The organism is Pseudomonas sp. MWU13-3659 (assembly GCF_023757525.1).
In the GTDB taxonomy this organism is placed as follows: Bacteria; Pseudomonadota; Gammaproteobacteria; order Pseudomonadales; family Pseudomonadaceae; genus Aquipseudomonas; species Aquipseudomonas entomophila_E.
Window position 1 is genome coordinate 12,921 of sequence record NZ_JAMSHW010000017.1, and the last position, 17,521, is coordinate 30,441.

General features: G+C 65.6%; 13 protein-coding genes. 5 read left to right on the forward strand and 8 right to left on the reverse strand.

Features of this window, described 5'->3' with window-relative positions:
• Nucleotides 1-39 precede the first annotated feature (39 nt).
• The 4 genes from NGM28_RS19675 to NGM28_RS19690 all read right to left on the reverse strand — a co-directional run bounded on the left by NGM28_RS19675 (nt 40) and on the right by NGM28_RS19690 (nt 4,949).
• Nucleotides 40-1,710: a bifunctional protein-serine/threonine kinase/phosphatase gene (locus NGM28_RS19675; protein WP_252091169.1), complete on the reverse strand. Its 1,671-nt coding sequence runs from the start codon at nt 1,708-1,710 to the stop codon at nt 40-42.
• Nucleotides 1,707-2,918, reverse strand: coding sequence for a nitrate/nitrite transporter (locus tag NGM28_RS19680; RefSeq protein ID WP_252091170.1), 1,212 nt, complete (start codon nt 2,916-2,918; stop codon nt 1,707-1,709). The genes NGM28_RS19675 and NGM28_RS19680 overlap by 4 nt, the downstream gene beginning before the upstream one ends.
• Nucleotides 2,919-3,149: 231 nt before the next feature.
• Nucleotides 3,150-3,725: an ANTAR domain-containing response regulator gene (locus NGM28_RS19685; RefSeq protein WP_252091171.1), complete on the reverse strand. Its 576-nt coding sequence runs from the start codon at nt 3,723-3,725 to the stop codon at nt 3,150-3,152.
• 9 nt (nt 3,726-3,734) lie between these two features.
• Entirely contained in the window at nt 3,735-4,949 is a 1,215-nt protein-coding gene (locus tag NGM28_RS19690) for a CmpA/NrtA family ABC transporter substrate-binding protein (RefSeq protein WP_252091172.1), read from the reverse strand.
• 126 nt (nt 4,950-5,075) lie between these two features.
• Between NGM28_RS19690 and NGM28_RS19695 the strand changes: the two genes are divergently transcribed.
• On the forward strand, nt 5,076-6,098 hold the full coding sequence (locus tag NGM28_RS19695) for a quinone-dependent dihydroorotate dehydrogenase (RefSeq protein WP_252091173.1): 1,023 nt from the start codon (nt 5,076-5,078) through the stop codon (nt 6,096-6,098).
• A gap of 182 nt (nt 6,099-6,280) precedes the next feature.
• Here NGM28_RS19695 and rmf read toward each other — a convergent pair whose 3' ends face one another.
• Nucleotides 6,281-6,496 carry a ribosome modulation factor gene (gene rmf / locus NGM28_RS19700; protein WP_003248687.1) on the reverse strand — a complete coding sequence of 72 codons (216 nt, stop codon included), beginning with the start codon at nt 6,494-6,496 and terminating at the stop codon, nt 6,281-6,283.
• Between the two features lie 549 nt (nt 6,497-7,045).
• On the opposite strand from rmf, the gene rlmKL reads away from it, so the two are divergent.
• The gene (gene rlmKL, locus NGM28_RS19705) at nt 7,046-9,238 is read left to right on the forward strand and encodes a bifunctional 23S rRNA (guanine(2069)-N(7))-methyltransferase RlmK/23S rRNA (guanine(2445)-N(2))-methyltransferase RlmL (protein ID WP_252091174.1); all 2,193 of its coding nucleotides are present in this window, start codon (nt 7,046-7,048) and stop codon (nt 9,236-9,238) included.
• Between the two features lie 93 nt (nt 9,239-9,331).
• Nucleotides 9,332-11,728 (forward strand): sensor domain-containing diguanylate cyclase, encoded by a 2,397-nt coding sequence (locus NGM28_RS19710; protein ID WP_252091175.1) that lies wholly within the window; start codon nt 9,332-9,334, stop codon nt 11,726-11,728.
• A 141-nt stretch (nt 11,729-11,869) separates the two neighbouring features.
• Here NGM28_RS19710 and NGM28_RS19715 read toward each other — a convergent pair whose 3' ends face one another.
• The gene (locus NGM28_RS19715; protein ID WP_011533012.1) at nt 11,870-13,219 is read right to left on the reverse strand and encodes an NCS2 family permease; all 1,350 of its coding nucleotides are present in this window, start codon (nt 13,217-13,219) and stop codon (nt 11,870-11,872) included.
• A gap of 356 nt (nt 13,220-13,575) precedes the next feature.
• Between NGM28_RS19715 and NGM28_RS19720 the strand changes: the two genes are divergently transcribed.
• Both NGM28_RS19720 and aqpZ read left to right on the forward strand, forming a co-directional pair.
• Nucleotides 13,576-14,334, forward strand: a complete 759-nt coding sequence (locus NGM28_RS19720; protein WP_252091176.1) for a GntR family transcriptional regulator — start codon at nt 13,576-13,578, stop codon at nt 14,332-14,334.
• A gap of 217 nt (nt 14,335-14,551) precedes the next feature.
• Nucleotides 14,552-15,250 (forward strand): aquaporin Z, encoded by a 699-nt coding sequence (aqpZ, locus tag NGM28_RS19725; protein ID WP_011533014.1) that lies wholly within the window; start codon nt 14,552-14,554, stop codon nt 15,248-15,250.
• On the opposite strand, the gene guaD is transcribed toward aqpZ, so the two are convergent.
• Both guaD and xdhC read right to left on the reverse strand, forming a co-directional pair.
• Nucleotides 15,247-16,551, reverse strand: a complete 1,305-nt coding sequence (gene guaD / locus NGM28_RS19730; protein ID WP_252091177.1) for a guanine deaminase — start codon at nt 16,549-16,551, stop codon at nt 15,247-15,249. The genes aqpZ and guaD overlap by 4 nt on opposite strands.
• 11 nt (nt 16,552-16,562) lie before the next feature.
• The gene (gene xdhC, locus NGM28_RS19735) at nt 16,563-17,408 is read right to left on the reverse strand and encodes a xanthine dehydrogenase accessory protein XdhC (protein ID WP_240065663.1); all 846 of its coding nucleotides are present in this window, start codon (nt 17,406-17,408) and stop codon (nt 16,563-16,565) included.
• Nucleotides 17,409-17,521 lie beyond the last annotated feature (113 nt).

Consider the following 17,521-nt stretch of genomic DNA (forward strand, 5'->3'; position numbering starts at 1 on the left):
GGCTAAAGCCGCTCCTACAGGTTTTGCGCCAAATCAATTTCATCCCTTGAGCAGGGCGAGCAGCAGCACCAGGTTGAATAGCAGGGACAGTAGCGCCACCGTTCGCCACACCTTCAGCGGCTCGCGCTCCAGCAGCGGGCGCGGTCGGTCGGGCAGTTCCTGTCGATCCCCGCGCTCAAGCAGCAACAACCACTGTTCAGCCGTCTCGAAGCGGTGCGCTGGATTGGCGGCCACCGCCTGCTCCAGATTGCGCTGCAACCACTCAGGCAAGTCGGGGCGATAGCGGGCGGCATTGACTGGAGCGCCGAAACGCGGCCGCTGGAAGGCTTCGATTTCACCGTAGGGGTAATGCCCTGTCAGCAGGTGGTAGAGCGTCACGCCCACCGCGTAGAGATCCTGGCGCGGGCCAGGTGGCTGGCCATCGAAGGCTTCCGGGGCGATGTACGACGGCGTACCGGGCAGGGTGTGGGGCAAGTCCTCGGACAAGCCTGGGCAATAGGCCAGGCCGAAGTCCAGCACACGCAACTGACCGTCGCTGCCCAGATGCAGATTTTCCGGCTTGATGTCGCGATGCAGCAGATTGCGCCGATGCAGTATGCCGACCGCCTGCAACAGCTGGCGAGCAACCTCCAGCCACTGTGGCAGGGGCAAAGGGCCGTGGTTGGCGAGCAGGGTGGCGAGGGTAGAACCTGGATACTCGCGCATCAGGTAGTACAGGTGTTGGCGCTGGCTGGCCGGGTGCGTCTCGGGGAAGTGCCGGCCGGCGACCCGGCGCAGGAACCACTCTTCCAGCAGCAGGCTCTGGGTCGCCTTGAGTGCCACCTCGCGGGTCTCGGGCAACGTCTTGAGCAACCAGGCCTGGCCGTGGTCATCCCGCACCCGGTAGAGCAGTGACTGACGACTTTGGCTGAGTATTCCTTCGACCGTCCAGCCATCGACCATTTGCCCGCTGCGCAAGGCGCCGGGCAGAGGCCATTGTTGCGATTGTGCCAGTGTATCGGCGAGGTTGGCCGAGCCCAGCGCATCGACACGGACCAGCAAGGCGCTGGCGTTGTCCTGGCTACCGCAAAGATGAGCGCAGGCCACCAGTGTATCGACGGCTTCCTGCAGGTCTGGCTGTTCACGCAGGATCGCCTGGATATGCGTGTCTCCCAGGCTGGCCCAGACGCCATCGCTGAGCAGCAGGAAGCACTCGCCCTCATGCAGGTCACCCTCCAGGTAGTCCACCAGCAACTGCTGGTCCAGCCCCAGGGCGCGCTTGAGCACGTGCTGCATGCCCGGCTGGTCCCAGACATGGTCCTCGCTCAGGCATTGCAGGCTGTCCCCATGCCAGCGGTACAGGCGGCAATCGCCGACATGGGCGAGGGTGAAGCGTCGCCCCCGCAAAACCAGGGCGCTGAGGGTGGTCAGCAGGGGTTGGCCATTGCCCTGGGCGCGCAGCCAGCGGTTCTGCGCCAGCAGCAGGCGATCCAGGGCCTGGGTCACGCTACAGGTGGCGGGTGTGGCGTAGTAGTCCAGCGCCAGCGCCTGGAGGCTGGCCCGCGCCGCCAGGCCGCCGTCGGCGCACTGGCTGACGCCGTCGGCGAGGGCAAACAGGTAGCCCTTGCTGACGGCCAGCTCCGGCGCGGGGGTGACCAGGCGCAGGGCGTCCTGGTTTTCCGCCCGCGGCCCGGTGGCGCTAGCCTGGGCGAAACTCAGGCGCAGGCTCATACCCGTGCCGCGGTGACCGCCGCCGAGCCCCAGGTGGTGCGCCAGCGCAGCTTGACGCCATGCAGGCCGAACCAGGCCAGCAAGCCGAGACTGGCGAACAGCCACAAGCCCAGCTGGTAGTCGCCGGTATGTTGCTTGATGGCGCCCAATCCGGCCGCGAGGAGGAAGCCGCCGATACCACCGGCCATGCCGATCAGCCCGGTCATCACCCCGATCTCCTGGCGGAAGCGTTGCGGCACCAGCTGGAACACCGCGCCATTGCCGGCGCCCAAGCCCAGCATGGCGCTGACGAACAGTGCCAGCGCGGCGGCCGCGCTGGGCAGGTTGAAGCCTACCGCGGCGATGCACACGGCTGCCACGCCGTACATGGCCAGCAAGGTGCGGATGCCGCCAAAGCGATCGGCCAGGGCCCCGCCCAGCGGGCGCATCAGGCTGCCGGCGAACACGCAGGCAGCGGTGTAGTAGCCGGCGGTGACCGGGCTCAGGGCGTACTGGTCGCTGAAGTAGCCGGGCAGGGCGCTGGCCAGGCCGATGAAGCCGCCGAAGGTGACGCTGTAGAAGAACATGAACCACCAGCTGTCGCGGTCGCCCAGGGCCTTGAGGTAGTCAGCCATGGCTTTCGGTTTGGGGCGCTCTGGGGCATTGCGCGCCAGCAGGGCGAACAGCGCCAGGGTCAGCAGCAGCAGCAACAGTGCAAAACCGAATACATTGTTCCAGCCAAAGCCGGCCGCCAGGGCGGGCGCCAACAGGGCAGCGAATACCGTGCCGGAGTTACCGGCACCGGCGATGCCCATGGCCTTGCCCTGGTGCTGCGGTGGATACCACTGCGAAGCCAGCGGCAAGGAGACGGCGAATGAGGCCCCTGCGAAGCCGAGGAACACGCCGAGCAACAGCGCTTGTTCATAGCTGTGCACGCCCAGGTGCCAGGCACAGGCCAGGGCGACGATCACCACCACCTGGCCGATGAGGCCTGCGGTCTTGGGTGACAGGCGGTCGACCAGCAGGCCCATGGCGAAGCGCAGCAGCGCGCCGGCCAGGATCGGCGTGGCCACCATCAGGCCCCGTTGCTGGGCACTGAGTTGCAGGTCGGCGGCGATCTGCACCGCCAGGGGGCCGAGCAGGTACCAGACCATGAAGCTCAGGTCGAAGTAGAGGAAGGCGGCGAACAGGGTGGGCAGATGCCCGGATTTCCAGAAGCTCGTATTCATCGAACACCTCATTGGGCGCACAACACAGGGGCGTAAACGCAAAGACGCCGCTGCCCGGTCCACGGTTGTGGAGAGGGGAGCGACGTCTTTGTCGGGGTTTGGGGGCAACCGCCGTTGGCTACCTGGCCTGTAGTTCAGCAAGAGCCGGGCCAAGTTCTCGTAGGAACCAGCCTTGCTGGCGAATGGGGCATGCTTCGCCAGCAAGGCTGGCTCCTACAGAGGTGGTGGTGTTCAGCTGAGCATTTCGGACAGGGCGATGATCTGTTCCGCCACCTGGATCAGCTTCTGCTGGCGACTCATGGCCTGGCGGCGCATCAGGGTGTAGGCCTGTTCCTCGTTACAGTCCTTCATCTTCATCAGCAGGCCCTTGGCCTGCTCGATGCGCTTGCGCTCGGCCAGTTGTTGGTCGCGAGCCGTTAGTTGGGCGCGCAGTGCCTGATCGCTCTCGAAGCGCGCCATGGCCACGTCGAGGATGGGTTGCAGGCGCGCTGCGTGGATGCCTTCGACGATATAGGCGCTGACCCCGGCCTGGATCGCCTGGCGCATCACCCCGGGATCATGCTCGTCAGTGAACAGCACGATGGGCCGTGGGTGGTCGCGGCTGACCAGCACCATCTGCTCCAGCACATCCCGGCCGGGTGACTCGGTATCGATCAGCACCACGTCCGGGCGCACCGTTTCGACGCAGCCGGGCAGGTCGACGGTCAGGCCGCCGGCCTCGATCACTTCGAAGCCTGCCTCGCTCAATGCGGCCTTGAGGCGGCCAACCTTCTTTTCGGTGTCGTCGATCAGCAGGATGCGCAACATGATCGTCCCTCAGCGTCCGACGCGCGCGCCGGGCGCCACGTCCAGGGCGTGCAGGCTGAAGCTGCGCGCGTAACCATGGGGGTCGCTGCCGTCCCAGCGGCTGCCGTCGATCAGCAGGCTGCTGCGCATCGGCAGGTCGGCGCAGGGTACGTGCAAGGCTTCGGCGGCCTCACGGTACAGGGCCAGTTGCTGGACCTGGCGTGCCACATCGAGGTAATCCGGGTCTTCGCGCAGGATGCCCCAACGGCGGAACTGGGTCATGAACCACATGCCGTCGGAGAGGTAGGGCAGGTTGGCGCGCCCCTGGTCGAACAGGCGCAGTGCGTGGCGGTCCTGCCAGCGGTTGCCCTGGCCATCCTGATAATCGCCAAGCAGGCGCGGTTCGATGCTGCTCACCGGGATGCCCAGGTAGCTGTCGCCACTGAGCAACTGCGCGGCGCCCCGGCGGTTCTCGAGGTTCTGTTCGATGAACCGGCTGGCGGCGAGGACCGCTTTGATCAACGCCCGGGCGCTGTTGGGGTACTGCTCGACGAAGCCGCGGCCGCAGGCCAGCACCTTTTCCGGATGATCCGGCCATACCGCCTGGCTGGTGGCCAAGGTGAAGCCCTGGCCCTTGGCGATGGCGTCGGCCGACCAGGGCTCGCCGGCACAGAAGCCGTCGATGCGCCCGGCCTGCAGGTGGGCGACCATCTGTGCGGGTGGCACCACCACGCTGTCGACGTCACGCAATGGGTGAATGCCCTGGCTGGCCAGCCAGTAGTACAGCCACATGGCGTGGGTGCCGGTGGGGAAGGTTTGGGCGAAGGTCAGCCGTGCGCCATGCTGGTGCACCAGCCGGGCCAGTGCCTCGGGGCTGGTCACGCCCTTGCGCTGCAGTGCCGAGGAGAGGTTGATGGCCTGGGCGTTCTGGTTCAGGCCCATGAGCACCGCCATGTCCCTGGCCGGGCCGCCACCCACGCCCAGCTGCACGGCATAGACCAGCCCGTACAGGCAGTGGGCGGCGTCCAGCTCGCCCCGGGCCAGCTTGTCGCGCAGGCCGGCCCAGGAGGCCTGGCGGTGCAGGTTGAGGGTCAGGCCCTGCTGCTGGGCGAAGCCCTGGGTGGCAGCCACGATCACCGAAGCGCAGTCGGTCAGGGCCATGAAACCGATGTCCAGGCAGGTCTTCTCGGGGGCATCGCTGCCGCTGACCCAGGCCAGGGGCATTGTCGGGGGGGCTGTATTCACGGGGATCCTCGGGGGTTTCAGCGCAACTGCATGGGGCAGAAGAAGCAACCCATGTGCCAGGGCCCTGTCGCCACGACGGCGCGCTGGCTATAATCGCCCCCTCACACACCGCGAGTCCGCCCGCCCATGTATACCCTGGCCCGCCAGCTGCTGTTCAAGCTTTCCCCGGAAACCTCCCACGACCTCTCGCTGGACCTGATCGGCGCCGGTGGCCGCCTCGGGCTCAATGGCCTGCTGTGCAAGCAGCCCGCGGCGTTGCCGGTTAGCGTCATGGGCTTGAACTTCGCCAACCCGGTCGGCCTGGCCGCGGGCCTGGACAAGAACGGCGCGGCCATCGATGGCTTCGCCCAGCTGGGTTTCGGTTTCGTCGAGATCGGCACCGTGACGCCGCGCCCGCAGCCGGGCAACCCCAAGCCGCGCCTGTTCCGTATTCCCGAGGCCACTGCGATCATCAACCGCATGGGCTTCAACAACCTGGGTGTCGACAACCTGCTGACGCGGGTGCGGGCCTCGAAGTACAGCGGCGTGCTGGGTATCAACATCGGCAAGAACTTCGACACCCCGGTCGAGCGCGCCCAGGATGACTACCTGATCTGCCTGGAGAAGGTCTACAACGACGCCAGCTACATCACCGTCAACGTCAGCTCGCCCAATACGCCAGGCCTGCGCAGCCTGCAGTTCGGCGATTCGCTCAAGCAACTGCTCGATGCCCTGGCCGAGCGCCGTGAGCAACTGGCGGTGAGCAACGGCAAGCGCGTGCCGCTGGCGATCAAGATCGCTCCGGACATGAACGACGAGGAAACCGCCCTGGTGGCGGCGGCGCTGATGGAATCGGGAATGGACGCGGTGATCGCCACCAACACCACCCTCGGCCGTGAAGGTGTCGAGGGGCTGCCGTTCGGTGGCGAGGCGGGTGGCCTGTCGGGGGCGCCGGTGCTGGAGAAGAGCACCCACACGGTGAAGGTATTGGCGGGCGAGTTGGGTGGCAAGCTGCCGATCATCGCGGCGGGCGGTATCACCGAGGGTCGCCATGCGGCTGAGAAAATCGCTGCAGGGGCGAGCCTGGTGCAGATTTATTCGGGCTTCATCTATAAGGGGCCCGCGTTGATTCGCGAGGCGGTGGACGCGATTGCCGCGATGCCGAGGTGAGCCCATCGCGGATGAATCCGCAAATACAGGGGCGTGGGTCGCTCCTGGTAGGAGCGGATTCATCCGCGATGCAGCCGACACCGATTCAAGGCCATAAAAAAGGGCCCCTCAAAAGGGGCCCCTGGGCCGCAGCCCGCCGCCCGGATAGGGCGCGCATGGTAACTCGAATTCAGTGTCCTCGTTCAGCCAACGGCGTGATTTTCGTTGAGTCTATGAATGCCAGCGGTACCGGTCATGCCGTCCCAATTGTCGCCGCGACCTTCGCGCCAGCCGTTGATCCAGGCCTGGCGAACGGATGGCAGGTTGAAGGGGCAAAGCTCGCGGGATTTGCCGGTGACCCCATACTGGTAGCCACGTGAATATGCTCTTTCCAACGGATCACGCTTAAGTCTTCTCATAGGGTGTTGCCCTCACTTGTTGACTGTAATGTCCCGTCGGCCTCTCCGAGGCCGGGCAGAATCGTTCTGCCGGTGTGCGCCCGCTGCCGGCGTGGCGGGCTGAAAGTGCCGTCCCGTTGCGAGACGACCTAAGGCCAGTTCTAACGAATGCAGGTCACAGTGTGAATGATCGATTTGTCATAAGGACGTAACCTTTTCGAGGGTGAGGGGATAAGTAAATAAATGCGACTGAACCTTGTTTGCCGTTGAGCCCGCTATGATCAGGGTTTAACCAACATTGACGTCAATTGGCCAGCGTTGCTGGATGATGCTTGTCATACTGGCTGATGCGACGAAGGGTCGCCCCTTGCACCCACCGTCCTGGAATTTTCAATACTGCCTGACGATCAAAGCTGCTTTCGCCAACGGCGTGGCGGCGATGCGTCGGGCGGCCCGGTCTTGCGGTTGGTCCGCAAGGCCACCCGGGCGCCTGTTGGAAGGCGTGCGGGCAAACAGCGGCAGGTCGCGCGTCGGCCTGTCATCTACCTAGCCAAAGGCTCTGGAATACTCATGTCGGACCGTTTCGAACTCTACCTCACCTGCCCCAAAGGCCTCGAAGGCCTGCTCGCCGAAGAGGCGAACCAGCTGGGCCTGACCGAAGTGCGTGAACACACTTCGGCCATCCGCGGCTCGGCCGACATGGAAACCGCCTATCGCCTGTGCCTCTGGTCGCGCCTGGCCAACCGAGTGCTGCTGGTGCTCAAGCGCTTCTCGATGAAGAATGCCGACGACCTTTACGATGGCGTGCATGCCGTCGACTGGGCCGAACACCTGGAGGCCGATGGCACCCTGGCGGTGGAATTCAGCGGCCATGGCTCGGGCATCGACAACACCCACTTCGGCGCCCTGAAAGTCAAGGACGCCATCGTCGACAAGCTGCGCAACCGCGAGGGCCTGCGCCCGTCGGTGGACAAGCTCGACCCCGACCTGCGCGTGCACCTGCGCCTGGACCGTGGCGAGGCGATCCTGTCCCTCGACCTGTCCGGCCACAGCCTGCACCAGCGCGGCTACCGCTTGCAGCAAGGCGCCGCGCCGCTGAAGGAAAACCTGGCGGCGGCGGTGCTGATCCGTGCCGGCTGGCCACGTATCGCCGCCGAAGGCGGCGCCTTGGCCGACCCGATGTGCGGCGTGGGCACCTTCCTGGTCGAGGCGGCGATGATCGCCGCCGACATCGCGCCCAACCTCAAGCGCGAGCGCTGGGGCTTCAGCGCCTGGCTCGGCCATGTGCCGGCGCTGTGGCGCAAGCTGCACGACGAGGCCCAGGCCCGTGCCCAGGCGGGCCTTGCCAAGCCACCGCTGTGGATTCGCGGCTACGAGGCCGACCCTCGCCTGATCCAGCCGGGGCGCAACAACGTCGAGCGCGCAGGCCTGGGTGACTGGGTGAAGATCTACCAGGGCGAAGTGGCCAGCTTCGAGCCGCGTCCTGACCAGAACCAGAAGGGCCTGGTGATCAGCAACCCGCCCTACGGCGAGCGTCTGGGTGACGAAGCCAGCCTGTTGTACCTCTACCAGAACCTGGGCGAGCGTTTGCGCCAGGCGTGCATGGGCTGGGAGGCGGCGGTGTTCACTGGCGCGCCCGAGCTGGGCAAGCGCATGGGCATCCGCAGCCACAAGCAGTACGCATTCTGGAACGGTGCGTTGCCGTGCAAGCTGCTGCTGTTCAAGGTCCAGCCCGACCAGTTCGTCACGGGTGAACGTCGCCCGGCCGCCGTCGAAGAGGGCGAGCCTCGCCGCCAGGCCCCGGTGGCCAGCGAACCGGCACGCTTGTCCGAGGGCGCGCAGATGTTCGCCAACCGCCTGCAGAAGAACTTCAAGCAGTTGGGCAAGTGGGCCCGTCGCGAGCAGGTCGATTGCTATCGCGTCTACGATGCCGACATGCCCGAGTACGCCCTGGCGGTGGATCTGTACCAGGACTGGGTGCACGTCCAGGAATACGCCGCGCCTCGTTCGGTCGATCCGGACAAGGCCCAGGTGCGTCTGCTCGATGCCCTGGCGGCAATCCCCCAGGCGCTGGGCATCGACCCGCAGCGCGTGGTGCTCAAGCGCCGCGAACGCCAGAGCGGCACCCGCCAGTACGAGCGCCAGGCTACCGAAGGCCGCTTCCAGGAAGTAACCGAGGGCGGCGTCAAGCTGCTGGTCAACCTCACCGACTACCTGGACACCGGCCTGTTCCTCGATCATCGCCCGATGCGCATGCGCATCCAGCGCGAAGCCGCCGGCAAGCGCTTCCTCAACCTGTTCTGCTACACCGCCACGGCCACCGTGCATGCGGCCAAGGGCGGCGCGCGCAGCACCACCAGCGTCGACCTGTCCAAGACCTACCTGGACTGGGCCCGTCGCAACCTGTCGCTCAATGGCTTCTCCGAGCGCAACCGCCTGGAGCAAAGTGACGTGATGGCCTGGCTGCAGAACAGCCAGGAAAGCTTCGACCTGATCTTCATCGACCCGCCGACCTTCTCCAACTCCAAGCGCATGGAAGGCGTGTTCGATGTGCAGCGCGATCACGTGGAACTGCTCGACCTGGCCATGGCGCGCCTGGCCCCCGGCGGGGTGCTGTATTTCTCCAACAACTTCCGCAAGTTCCAGCTCGACGAGCACCTGAGCGCGCGGTATGCCGTGGAGGAAATCAGTGCCCAGACCCTGGACCCGGACTTCACCCGCAACAACCGCATCCACCGGGCCTGGCAACTGCGCCTGCGCTGAGTCGAGGGACTGCTGGCATGGCTTCTTGCTATTAGCTATAAAGTAGTAGGAGTGGAACCCTTCGCAGGACGCTGACGTTGACGAGAGTTATCCATGTCGAACCCAGGCGTACCTGCGAAGCTGCCCGGCCGGCTCGGCGACGAGCTGTCCGCCTGGGGCATGGCCCTGGCGGCGCTGCTCGTCGGGTGCCTGCTCACGGCCGCGCTGGCCACCGCCACCCATGCCTTCTACAAGCAGCAGTTGCGCCAGCGCTTCGAGCTGCTGGCCAGCGAGCGCCATAGCCGCATCGCCGAACGTTTCGAGGAGCAGGAGCGGCGCCTGGACGGGCTGCGCCGTTTCGTCGGCTACTCCCGCGAAATCACCCCCCGCGAATTTGACGGCTATGCCCGGCCACTGCTGCACCGCACCCAGGCCTACTCCTGGGCACCACGGGTGGCGGCCGACCAGCGTGAAGCATTCGAGCAGCATGCCGGCGCCTTGCTGGCGCAGCCCTATCGCATCCGTGACCGGGATGCCCAGGGGGGCTGGCAGGACGCGCCGCCCCGCGCGTTCTACTACCCCGTGCTGTATACCCAGGCCGCGAGCCAGCAGGATCAGCCCTATGGCTTCGACCTGCGCGGCCAGCCCCAGCGCGAGGCCACCCTGGCCCGCGCCTCCCGCCCGGGGAGCATGGCGGTGTCCGAGCCGCTGGACATGCTGAACGTGGAGCCTGCCTACACCCGTGGCCTGTTGATGGTCGCGCCGGTGTTCAGCGATGCGGCGCCGCTGGATGGCCCGCCCGGTGGCTATGTCATGGCCTTGCTGAGCCTGCACCAGTTGATCGCCGAAAGCCTGCCGACGGCCGTCGATGACAGCCTGGTGGTACGCATCCTCGACCTGTCGACCGAAGACAGTCATGAAGTGCTGTTCGACTCGGGCAACAGGCCTGCGCAGATCGGGCTGGCCAGCAGCTTCCTGTTGCGCCTGGCCGATCATCAGTACCAGCTCGATATCCGGCCGAGCCTGGGCTTTCTGGTTGCCAACCGTTCCTCTGCCGTCCTGGTGGTCAGCCTGTTGGGTGGCTTGCTCAGCGTGTTGCTGGCGACGTTGCTGTTCAGCCTGTTCAACCAGCGTCAACGTGCCCTCGGGTTGGTCGCCCGGCGCACCGCCGAGCTGCGGGTCAGCGAACAGTCGCTCAGGGAAACCCACAACCAGCTACGCAGTGTGCTGGATGCCGCGACCCAGGTCGCGATCATCGCTACCAGCCTGCGCGGGGTGATCGGCACCTTCAATGCCGGTGCCGAGCGCATGTTGGGTTATTCGGCCGATGAGGCGCTGGGGCACCTCACCCTCGAGGACCTGGTCCAGCCTGAGGAGCTGCACCGCCGTGCCCACGCCTTGAGCGTGCGCTATGGCCGCGAGGTCGGCGCGGGCCAGGCGATGTTCGCCGAAACCGTGCAGGAGGCGGGGGGCGAGCCGGTGGAATGGACGCTGGTGCGCAAGGATGGCAGTCATTTGCTGGCCAACATGCTGGTGACGGCGGTGCTTGATGAGCAGGGGCTTTGGGTCGGTTACCTGGCGATCTGCATCGATGTCACCGAGCGGCGGCGGGTCCATGAGGCGTTGGCGGCCCGTGACCGGCTGCTGGAAAAACTCAGCGCCGAGGTGCCGGGAGGGATCTATCAATATCGCCTGGATGCTGACGGCCACTCGTGTTTCCCCTACGCCAGCGCGGGGTTGCAGGACATCTACGAGGTCGACCTGGCCGAGTTGCGCCGGGACGCCAGCGCCGTGTTCGAGCGCATCCACCCCGACGACTTGGAGCAGGTGCGGCGCTCGGTACTGTATTCGGCCGAGCACCTCACACCCTGGCGCGAAGAGTACCGGGTGTGCTTGCCGCGGGCGGGGTTGCGCTGGGTCCGGGGGGAAGCGACGCCGGAGATCGGTGACCATGGTTGTACGTTGTGGCATGGCTACCTGACGGATATTTCCGACCTCAAGCGGGTGGAAGAAGAGCTGCGCGCGTTGTCGATCACTGATTCGCTGACGGGGATCCACAACCGGCGCTATTTCCAGGAGCGCCTGCGCATCGAACTGGACCGTGCCCAGCGGGACGGGCAGGGGCTGGCGGTGATCATGCTCGACATCGACCACTTCAAGCGGATCAACGATCAGTTCGGGCATGCGGTGGGGGATCGGGTGTTGCGTAGCCTGTGCCAGCGGATCGGCCAGCGGTTGCGGCGTACCGATGTGTTCTGCCGACTGGGTGGCGAGGAGTTCATGGTGCTGTGCCCGGGGAACAACGCCGAACAGGCGCGGTTGCTGGCGCTGGAGTTGTGGCAGGGGGGGCGAAGCGTGCCGATAGAGGGGGTGGGGCGGGTGACGGCGAGTTTTGGCGTGGCCGGGTGGCGGGCGGGAGAGGGTGCGGATGCGTTGTTGTTGCGGGCGGATGCGGGGGTGTATGCGGCGAAGCAGGGGGGCAGGGATCGGGTGGAGGCAGAGTTGGGGTGAGATAGGTTCCGGCGGCCGGGCTATCGCGGATGAATCCGCTCCTACAGGCCGGCGCCGGACGCTGTAGGAGCGGATTCATCCGCGATGCGCCGCGCAGGCGGCGCTCGATCTCACAGGCGCTGCTGCAGTCCGGGCCTCACCTCAAAGAAACACGAACTTGGCAATGAAGATCACGCACAGCACCCACAGGCTCGCGGAAATCTCCTTGAACTTGCCGGTCCCCGCCTTCAGCGCCACATAGCTGATGAACCCCAGGGCAATCCCGTCCGCCACGGAGAACGTCAGCGGCATCATGATCACCGTGACGATCGCCGGAATGCTGTCGGTGGCCTCGTCCCAGTTGATATGCGCCATGCTCCCCATCATCAGCATCGCCACGTAGATCAGCGCGCCGGCCGTCGCATAAGCCGGGATCATCCCCGCCAGTGGTGCGAAGAACATCGCGGCGACGAACAGCAGGCCGACCACCACGGCGGTGAGCCCGGTGCGGCCGCCCGCTGCCACGCCTGCGGCACTTTCCACGTAGCTGGTCACCGGGGGCACGCCGACCGCCGCGCCAAACACGCTGGAGGCACTGTCGGCCTTCAATGCCCGCGACAGGTTCTCGATACGCCCGTCAGGCGCCACCAGCCCGGCCCGCTGGGCCACGCCCATCAGCGTGCCGGCGGTATCGAACATGTGCACGAACAGGAACGCCAGCACCACGCTGATCATGCTGACGTTGAACACCCCCGCGACGTCCATGGCCATCCAGGTCGGCGCCAGGCTCGGCGGCAGCGAGAACACCCCGCCATACTGCACCAGGCCCAGGCCCCAGCCGGCCAGGGTGACGCTGATGATGCTGATGAGGATGGCGCCGAACACCCGGTGGTAGCTGAGCACGGCGATCATCAGGAAGCAGATCGCCGCCAGCAGCGGGCCAGGCTCATGCAGCGAACCGAGCTTGATCAAGGTGGCCGGGCTGTCGACCACGATACCGGCGGTCTTCAGGCCGATCAGCCCGAGGAACAGGCCCACGCCGGCGCCCATCGCGTGGCGCAGGCTCACCGGAATGCTGTTGAGCAGCCATTCGCGCACCCGCGACAAGGTCAGGAACATGAACAGCACGCCCGAGATGAACACCGCGCCCAGCGCGGCCTGCCAGGTGTAGCCCATGGTTCCGACCACGGTGTAGGTGAAGAACGCGTTGAGCCCCATGCCCGGCGCCAGGCCGACCGGCCAGTTGGCGTACAGGCCCATCAGCAGGCAGCCCAGCGCGGCGGCGATGCAGGTGGCGACGAAGGCCGCGCCATGATCGATGCCGGCGTCGGCCATGATGTTGGGGTTGACGAAGATGATGTAGGCCATGGTGATGAAGGTCGTCACCCCGGCGATCAGCTCGGTCCTGACGGTGGTGCCATGTCGCTTGAGTTTGAAAATCCGCTCCAGCCAGCTCGTTTCGAGCGGTGGAGCGAGATCCAGCGTAGGGGCTTCGGATTTGCGGCTTTCCACAGCGAGTACTCCTCAAGTCTTTCTTGTTGTTCGAAGCCTGGTCCTGAGCCAACGCACTTGGGGGCTTCGCGAGGGAGGGTGTGGCAGACGTCCGACCATTTTGTTGACTTCTGGGTCAGGAAGTTGCTCGCAGGATTATGCTTTTGTGTACAAAGAATGCAAATAATGTTTTATTTTTTGTGCGCACAAACGGTCGTACAACGGCTATATAGGGAGTAGGCCACCTGCAGAAACGGGTCAGCCTGTGTACAATGGCGCCATACCTTGGTCCTTCATCTTTTTCCCGGACTCGCCCCACCCGCTGACAAGTACTACAGTCACGGTCCTACAGGCAGATCCTTCGTGCTCGAGAGCCCATGAACGAACAGCTGCAACCTCTGAAAAAACCTGCGCGCACTGGCAAGGCCGGCCGCAGTGGTACCCAGGACGACATCGTCTACGCGCACATCTTCGAGGCGATCCTCGAGCAACGCCTTGCGCCGGGCACCAAGTTGAGCGAGGAAGCACTGGGCGAAATCTTCGGTGTCAGCCGCACTATCATCCGTCGCGCCTTGTCGCGCCTGGCCCACGAGAGCGTGGTGCTGCTGCGGCCCAACCGCGGCGCGGTGGTGGCCAGCCCGACGGTCGAAGAGGCGCGCCAGGTGTTCTTCTCCCGGCGCATGGTCGAGCGCGCCATCACCGAGCTGGCGGTGCAGCACGCCACCGTCGAGCAGCTCAACGAACTGCGCCAGATGGTCCGCGAGGAGCGTGACAGCTTCTCCCGTGGCGACCGTGGCGCGGGCATCCGCCTCTCTGGCGAGTTCCACCTCAAGCTGGCCGAGGCAGCTGGCAACGCGCCGCTGGTGAGTTTCCAGCGCAGCCTGGTATCGCAGACCTCGCTGATCATCGCCCAGTACGAAAGCGGCAACCGCTCGCACTGCTCCTACGACGAGCACATGCAGTTGATCGACGCCATCGAGGCGCGTGATACGCAACAGGCGGTGAGCCTGATGATGCATCACATGGACCACATCGACAGCAAGCTCAACCTCGACGAGGAAAGCGCCTCGGACGACCTCCACGCGGTGTTCTCGCACCTGCTGCAGAAAAAGCCCAAGGTTTCCGCCAAGGGTTGATCGTTTGCCTGGGTAGGCGAGCCATTGGGGCCGCTTCGCAGCCCATCGCCGGCAAGCCGGCTCCTACAAGGAGCAGGTTGCTGGCGATGGGGCGCGCAGCGGCCCTTGTCATGACTGGCCTTCGGCCAGATACCTGATAAATTTACTAGTTGCAGACCCCTGAAAAATGTAGTTGGGCTTGCGCAGCTGTTGCGTTCAACTACGTGAGGAAGGGTTCATGACTACGTCCCTCGGTGTGCGCATGGGTGCCGAACTGGTCGGCACTTTCTGGCTGGTGCTGGGTGGTTGCGGCAGCGCGGTGCTGGCCGCCAGCTCACCTGTCGGCATCGGTGTCCTCGGTGTCGCCTTCGCTTTCGGCCTGACTGTCCTGACCATGGCCTTCGCCATCGGCCATATCTCCGGTTGCCACCTCAACCCCGCCGTGTCGTTCGGGCTGGTGGTGGGCGGGCGTTTTCCCGCCAAGGAGCTGCTGCCCTACGTGATTGCCCAGGTGATCGGCGCGATCATCGCGGCGGCGGTGATCTACTTCATCGCCAGCGGCAAGGCGGGCTTCGAGCTGTCGAACGGGCTGGCGTCCAATGGCTACGCCGAGCATTCGCCAGGCGGATATACGCTGGCGGCTGGTTTCGTCAGTGAAGTGGTGATGACGGCGATGTTCCTGGTGGTGATCATGGGGGCTACCGATGCCCGTGCGCCGGCCGGTTTCGCACCGATCGCCATCGGCCTGGCGCTGACCTTGATCCACCTGATCTCGATCCCGGTGACCAACACCTCGGTGAACCCCGCGCGGAGCACGGGGCCGGCGTTGTTCGTCGGTGGTTGGGCCCTGCAACAGCTGTGGCTGTTCTGGGTGGCGCCACTGATCGGGGCGGCGATCGGCGGCGCGCTATACCGGGGCCTGGCCAAGCAGCCTTAACGCTGGTGCACACGCCGCCCGGCGGCGTAGGTTTCACGCACGGTGCGATCATCACCCAGGGTGGTGAGCACGAACAGGGTTTCCTCGATGCTGTTGGACTGCTGGATGCGGTAGTCCAGCAGCGGCGTGGCCTTGTAGTCGAGCACCACGAAGTCGGCATCGTTGCCCGGGCGCAGGCTGCCGATGCGGTCGTCCAGGCGCAGGGCGCGGGCGCCGCCGAGGGTGGCCAGGTACAGCGACTTGAACGGGTGCAGGCGAGCGCCTTGCAGCTGCATCACCTTGTAGGCCTCGTTCAGGGTGCTGAGCAGCGAGAAACTGGTGCCGGCACCGACGTCGGTGCCCAGGCCCACGTTGACCTTGAAACGCTCGGCCTGGGGCAGGTTGAACAAGCCGCTGCCGAGGAACAGGTTGGAGGTCGGGCAGAAGGCGATGGCCGAGCCGGTTTCGGCCAGGCGCTTGCACTCGTCGTCGCACAGGTGCACGCCATGGGCGAACACCGAGCGCTCGCCGAGCAGCTCGAAGTGGTCGTAGACATCCAGGTAGCCGTTCTGCTCGGGGAACAGCGCCTTGACCCACTCGATCTCCTTGAGGTTCTCGGACAGGTGGGTGTGCATGTACACGCCCGGGTGCTCCTTGAGCAACTGGCCGGCCAGGGCCAGTTGTTCCGGGGTGCTGGTGGGGGCGAAGCGTGGCGTGACCGCGTAGTGCAGGCGGCCCTTGCCGTGCCAGCGCTCGATCAGCGCCTTGCTCTCGGTGTAGCCGGATTCGGCCGTGTCGGTCAGGTAGTCGGGGGCGTTGCGGTCCATCATCACCTTGCCGGCGATCAGGCGCAGGTCCAGGCGTTCGGCTTCCTCGAACAGGGCGTTGACCGACTCGGGGTGCACGCTGCCGAACACCAGGGCGGTGGTGGTGCCGTTGCGCAGCAGCTCCTTGAGGAAGATCTTCGCCACCTTGTCGGCGTGGGCCTTGTCGGCGAACTGCTTTTCGCAGGGGAAGGTGTAGGTGTTCAGCCAATCCAGCAGCTGCTCGCCGTAGGAACCGATCATGCCGGTCTGCGGGAAGTGGATGTGGGTGTCGATGAAGCCCGGGGTGATCAGGGTGTCCGGGTAGTGCACCACCTCGATGGCGTCATCCAGGGTCGGCAGCAGGTCGCAGGCGTGGCCGAGGGCCTTGATGCGGCCGTTGTCGACCACCAGCAGGCCGTCCTCGAAGTACTCCTGGGAGGCTTCCAGGCCGACTTCGGCCGGGTCGGCGATGCTGTGCAGGATGGCGGCGCGGTAGGCTTTGCGTGTTGCGGTCATGGGTACGCTCGTCAGTGGGTCTGGCTGCGCCGGGAGGGCGGCAGCAATTGGGCGATCGGGCCTGCGTTCACGGCAGCGTCGTGCTGGCCGAAGCAGGCGTTGTAGGTGGCAATGATTTCGGCGGCGATGGACACGGCGATCTCGATCGGCAACTTGCCTTTCACTTCAGCCAGGCCCATCGGGCAGCGCATCCGCGCCAGCAGCGCGTCGTCGAAGCCGCGTTCGCGCAGGCGGTGTTCGAACTTGACCCGCTTGGTCTTCGAACCGATCAGGCCGAACCAGGTGAAATCATTGCGTTTGAGAATGGCGGCGGTCAGTTCCAGGTCAAGCTGGTGGTTGTGGGTCATGACGATGCAGTAGCTGCCGGCGGGCAGGTCGGCGACTTCGTCGACCGGGTCCTCGCTGACCAGCTTGCTCACCCCATTGGGGATCTGCTCGGGGAACTCCTGCTCGCGCGAATCGATCCAGCGCACCCGGCAGGGCAGCGCGGCGAGCAAGGGTACCAGAGCCCGGCCGACATGGCCCGCGCCGAACACCGCGATCTGCGCCTGCACGCCGGTCATGGGTTCGAACAGCAGCACAGTGGCGCCGCCGCAGCACTGGCCGAGGCTGGCGCCCAGGCTGAAGCGCTCCAGGTGCGGCGTGCTGCGGTGTTCCTCGAGCATCTGCCGGGCGATGTGCAGGGCCTTGAACTCCAGGTGGCCACCGCCGATGGTGTCGTACAGGTTGCTGGCGCTGACCACCATCTTCGAGCCGGCGTTGCGTGGGGTGGAGCCGCGCTCTTCGATGATGGTGACCAGGACGCAGGGTTCGCCGCGGGCTTGATGGTCGGCGAGGGCGTTGATCCATTGGTGCATGATTCAGATCCTCGTTTCTGGGTCGCCTGTTCGGGCCTCTTCGCCAGCAAGCTGGCTCCTACAGGGCTTTCGTAGGAGCCGGCTTGCCGGCGAAAGGGCCCGAAAGGCCCCCT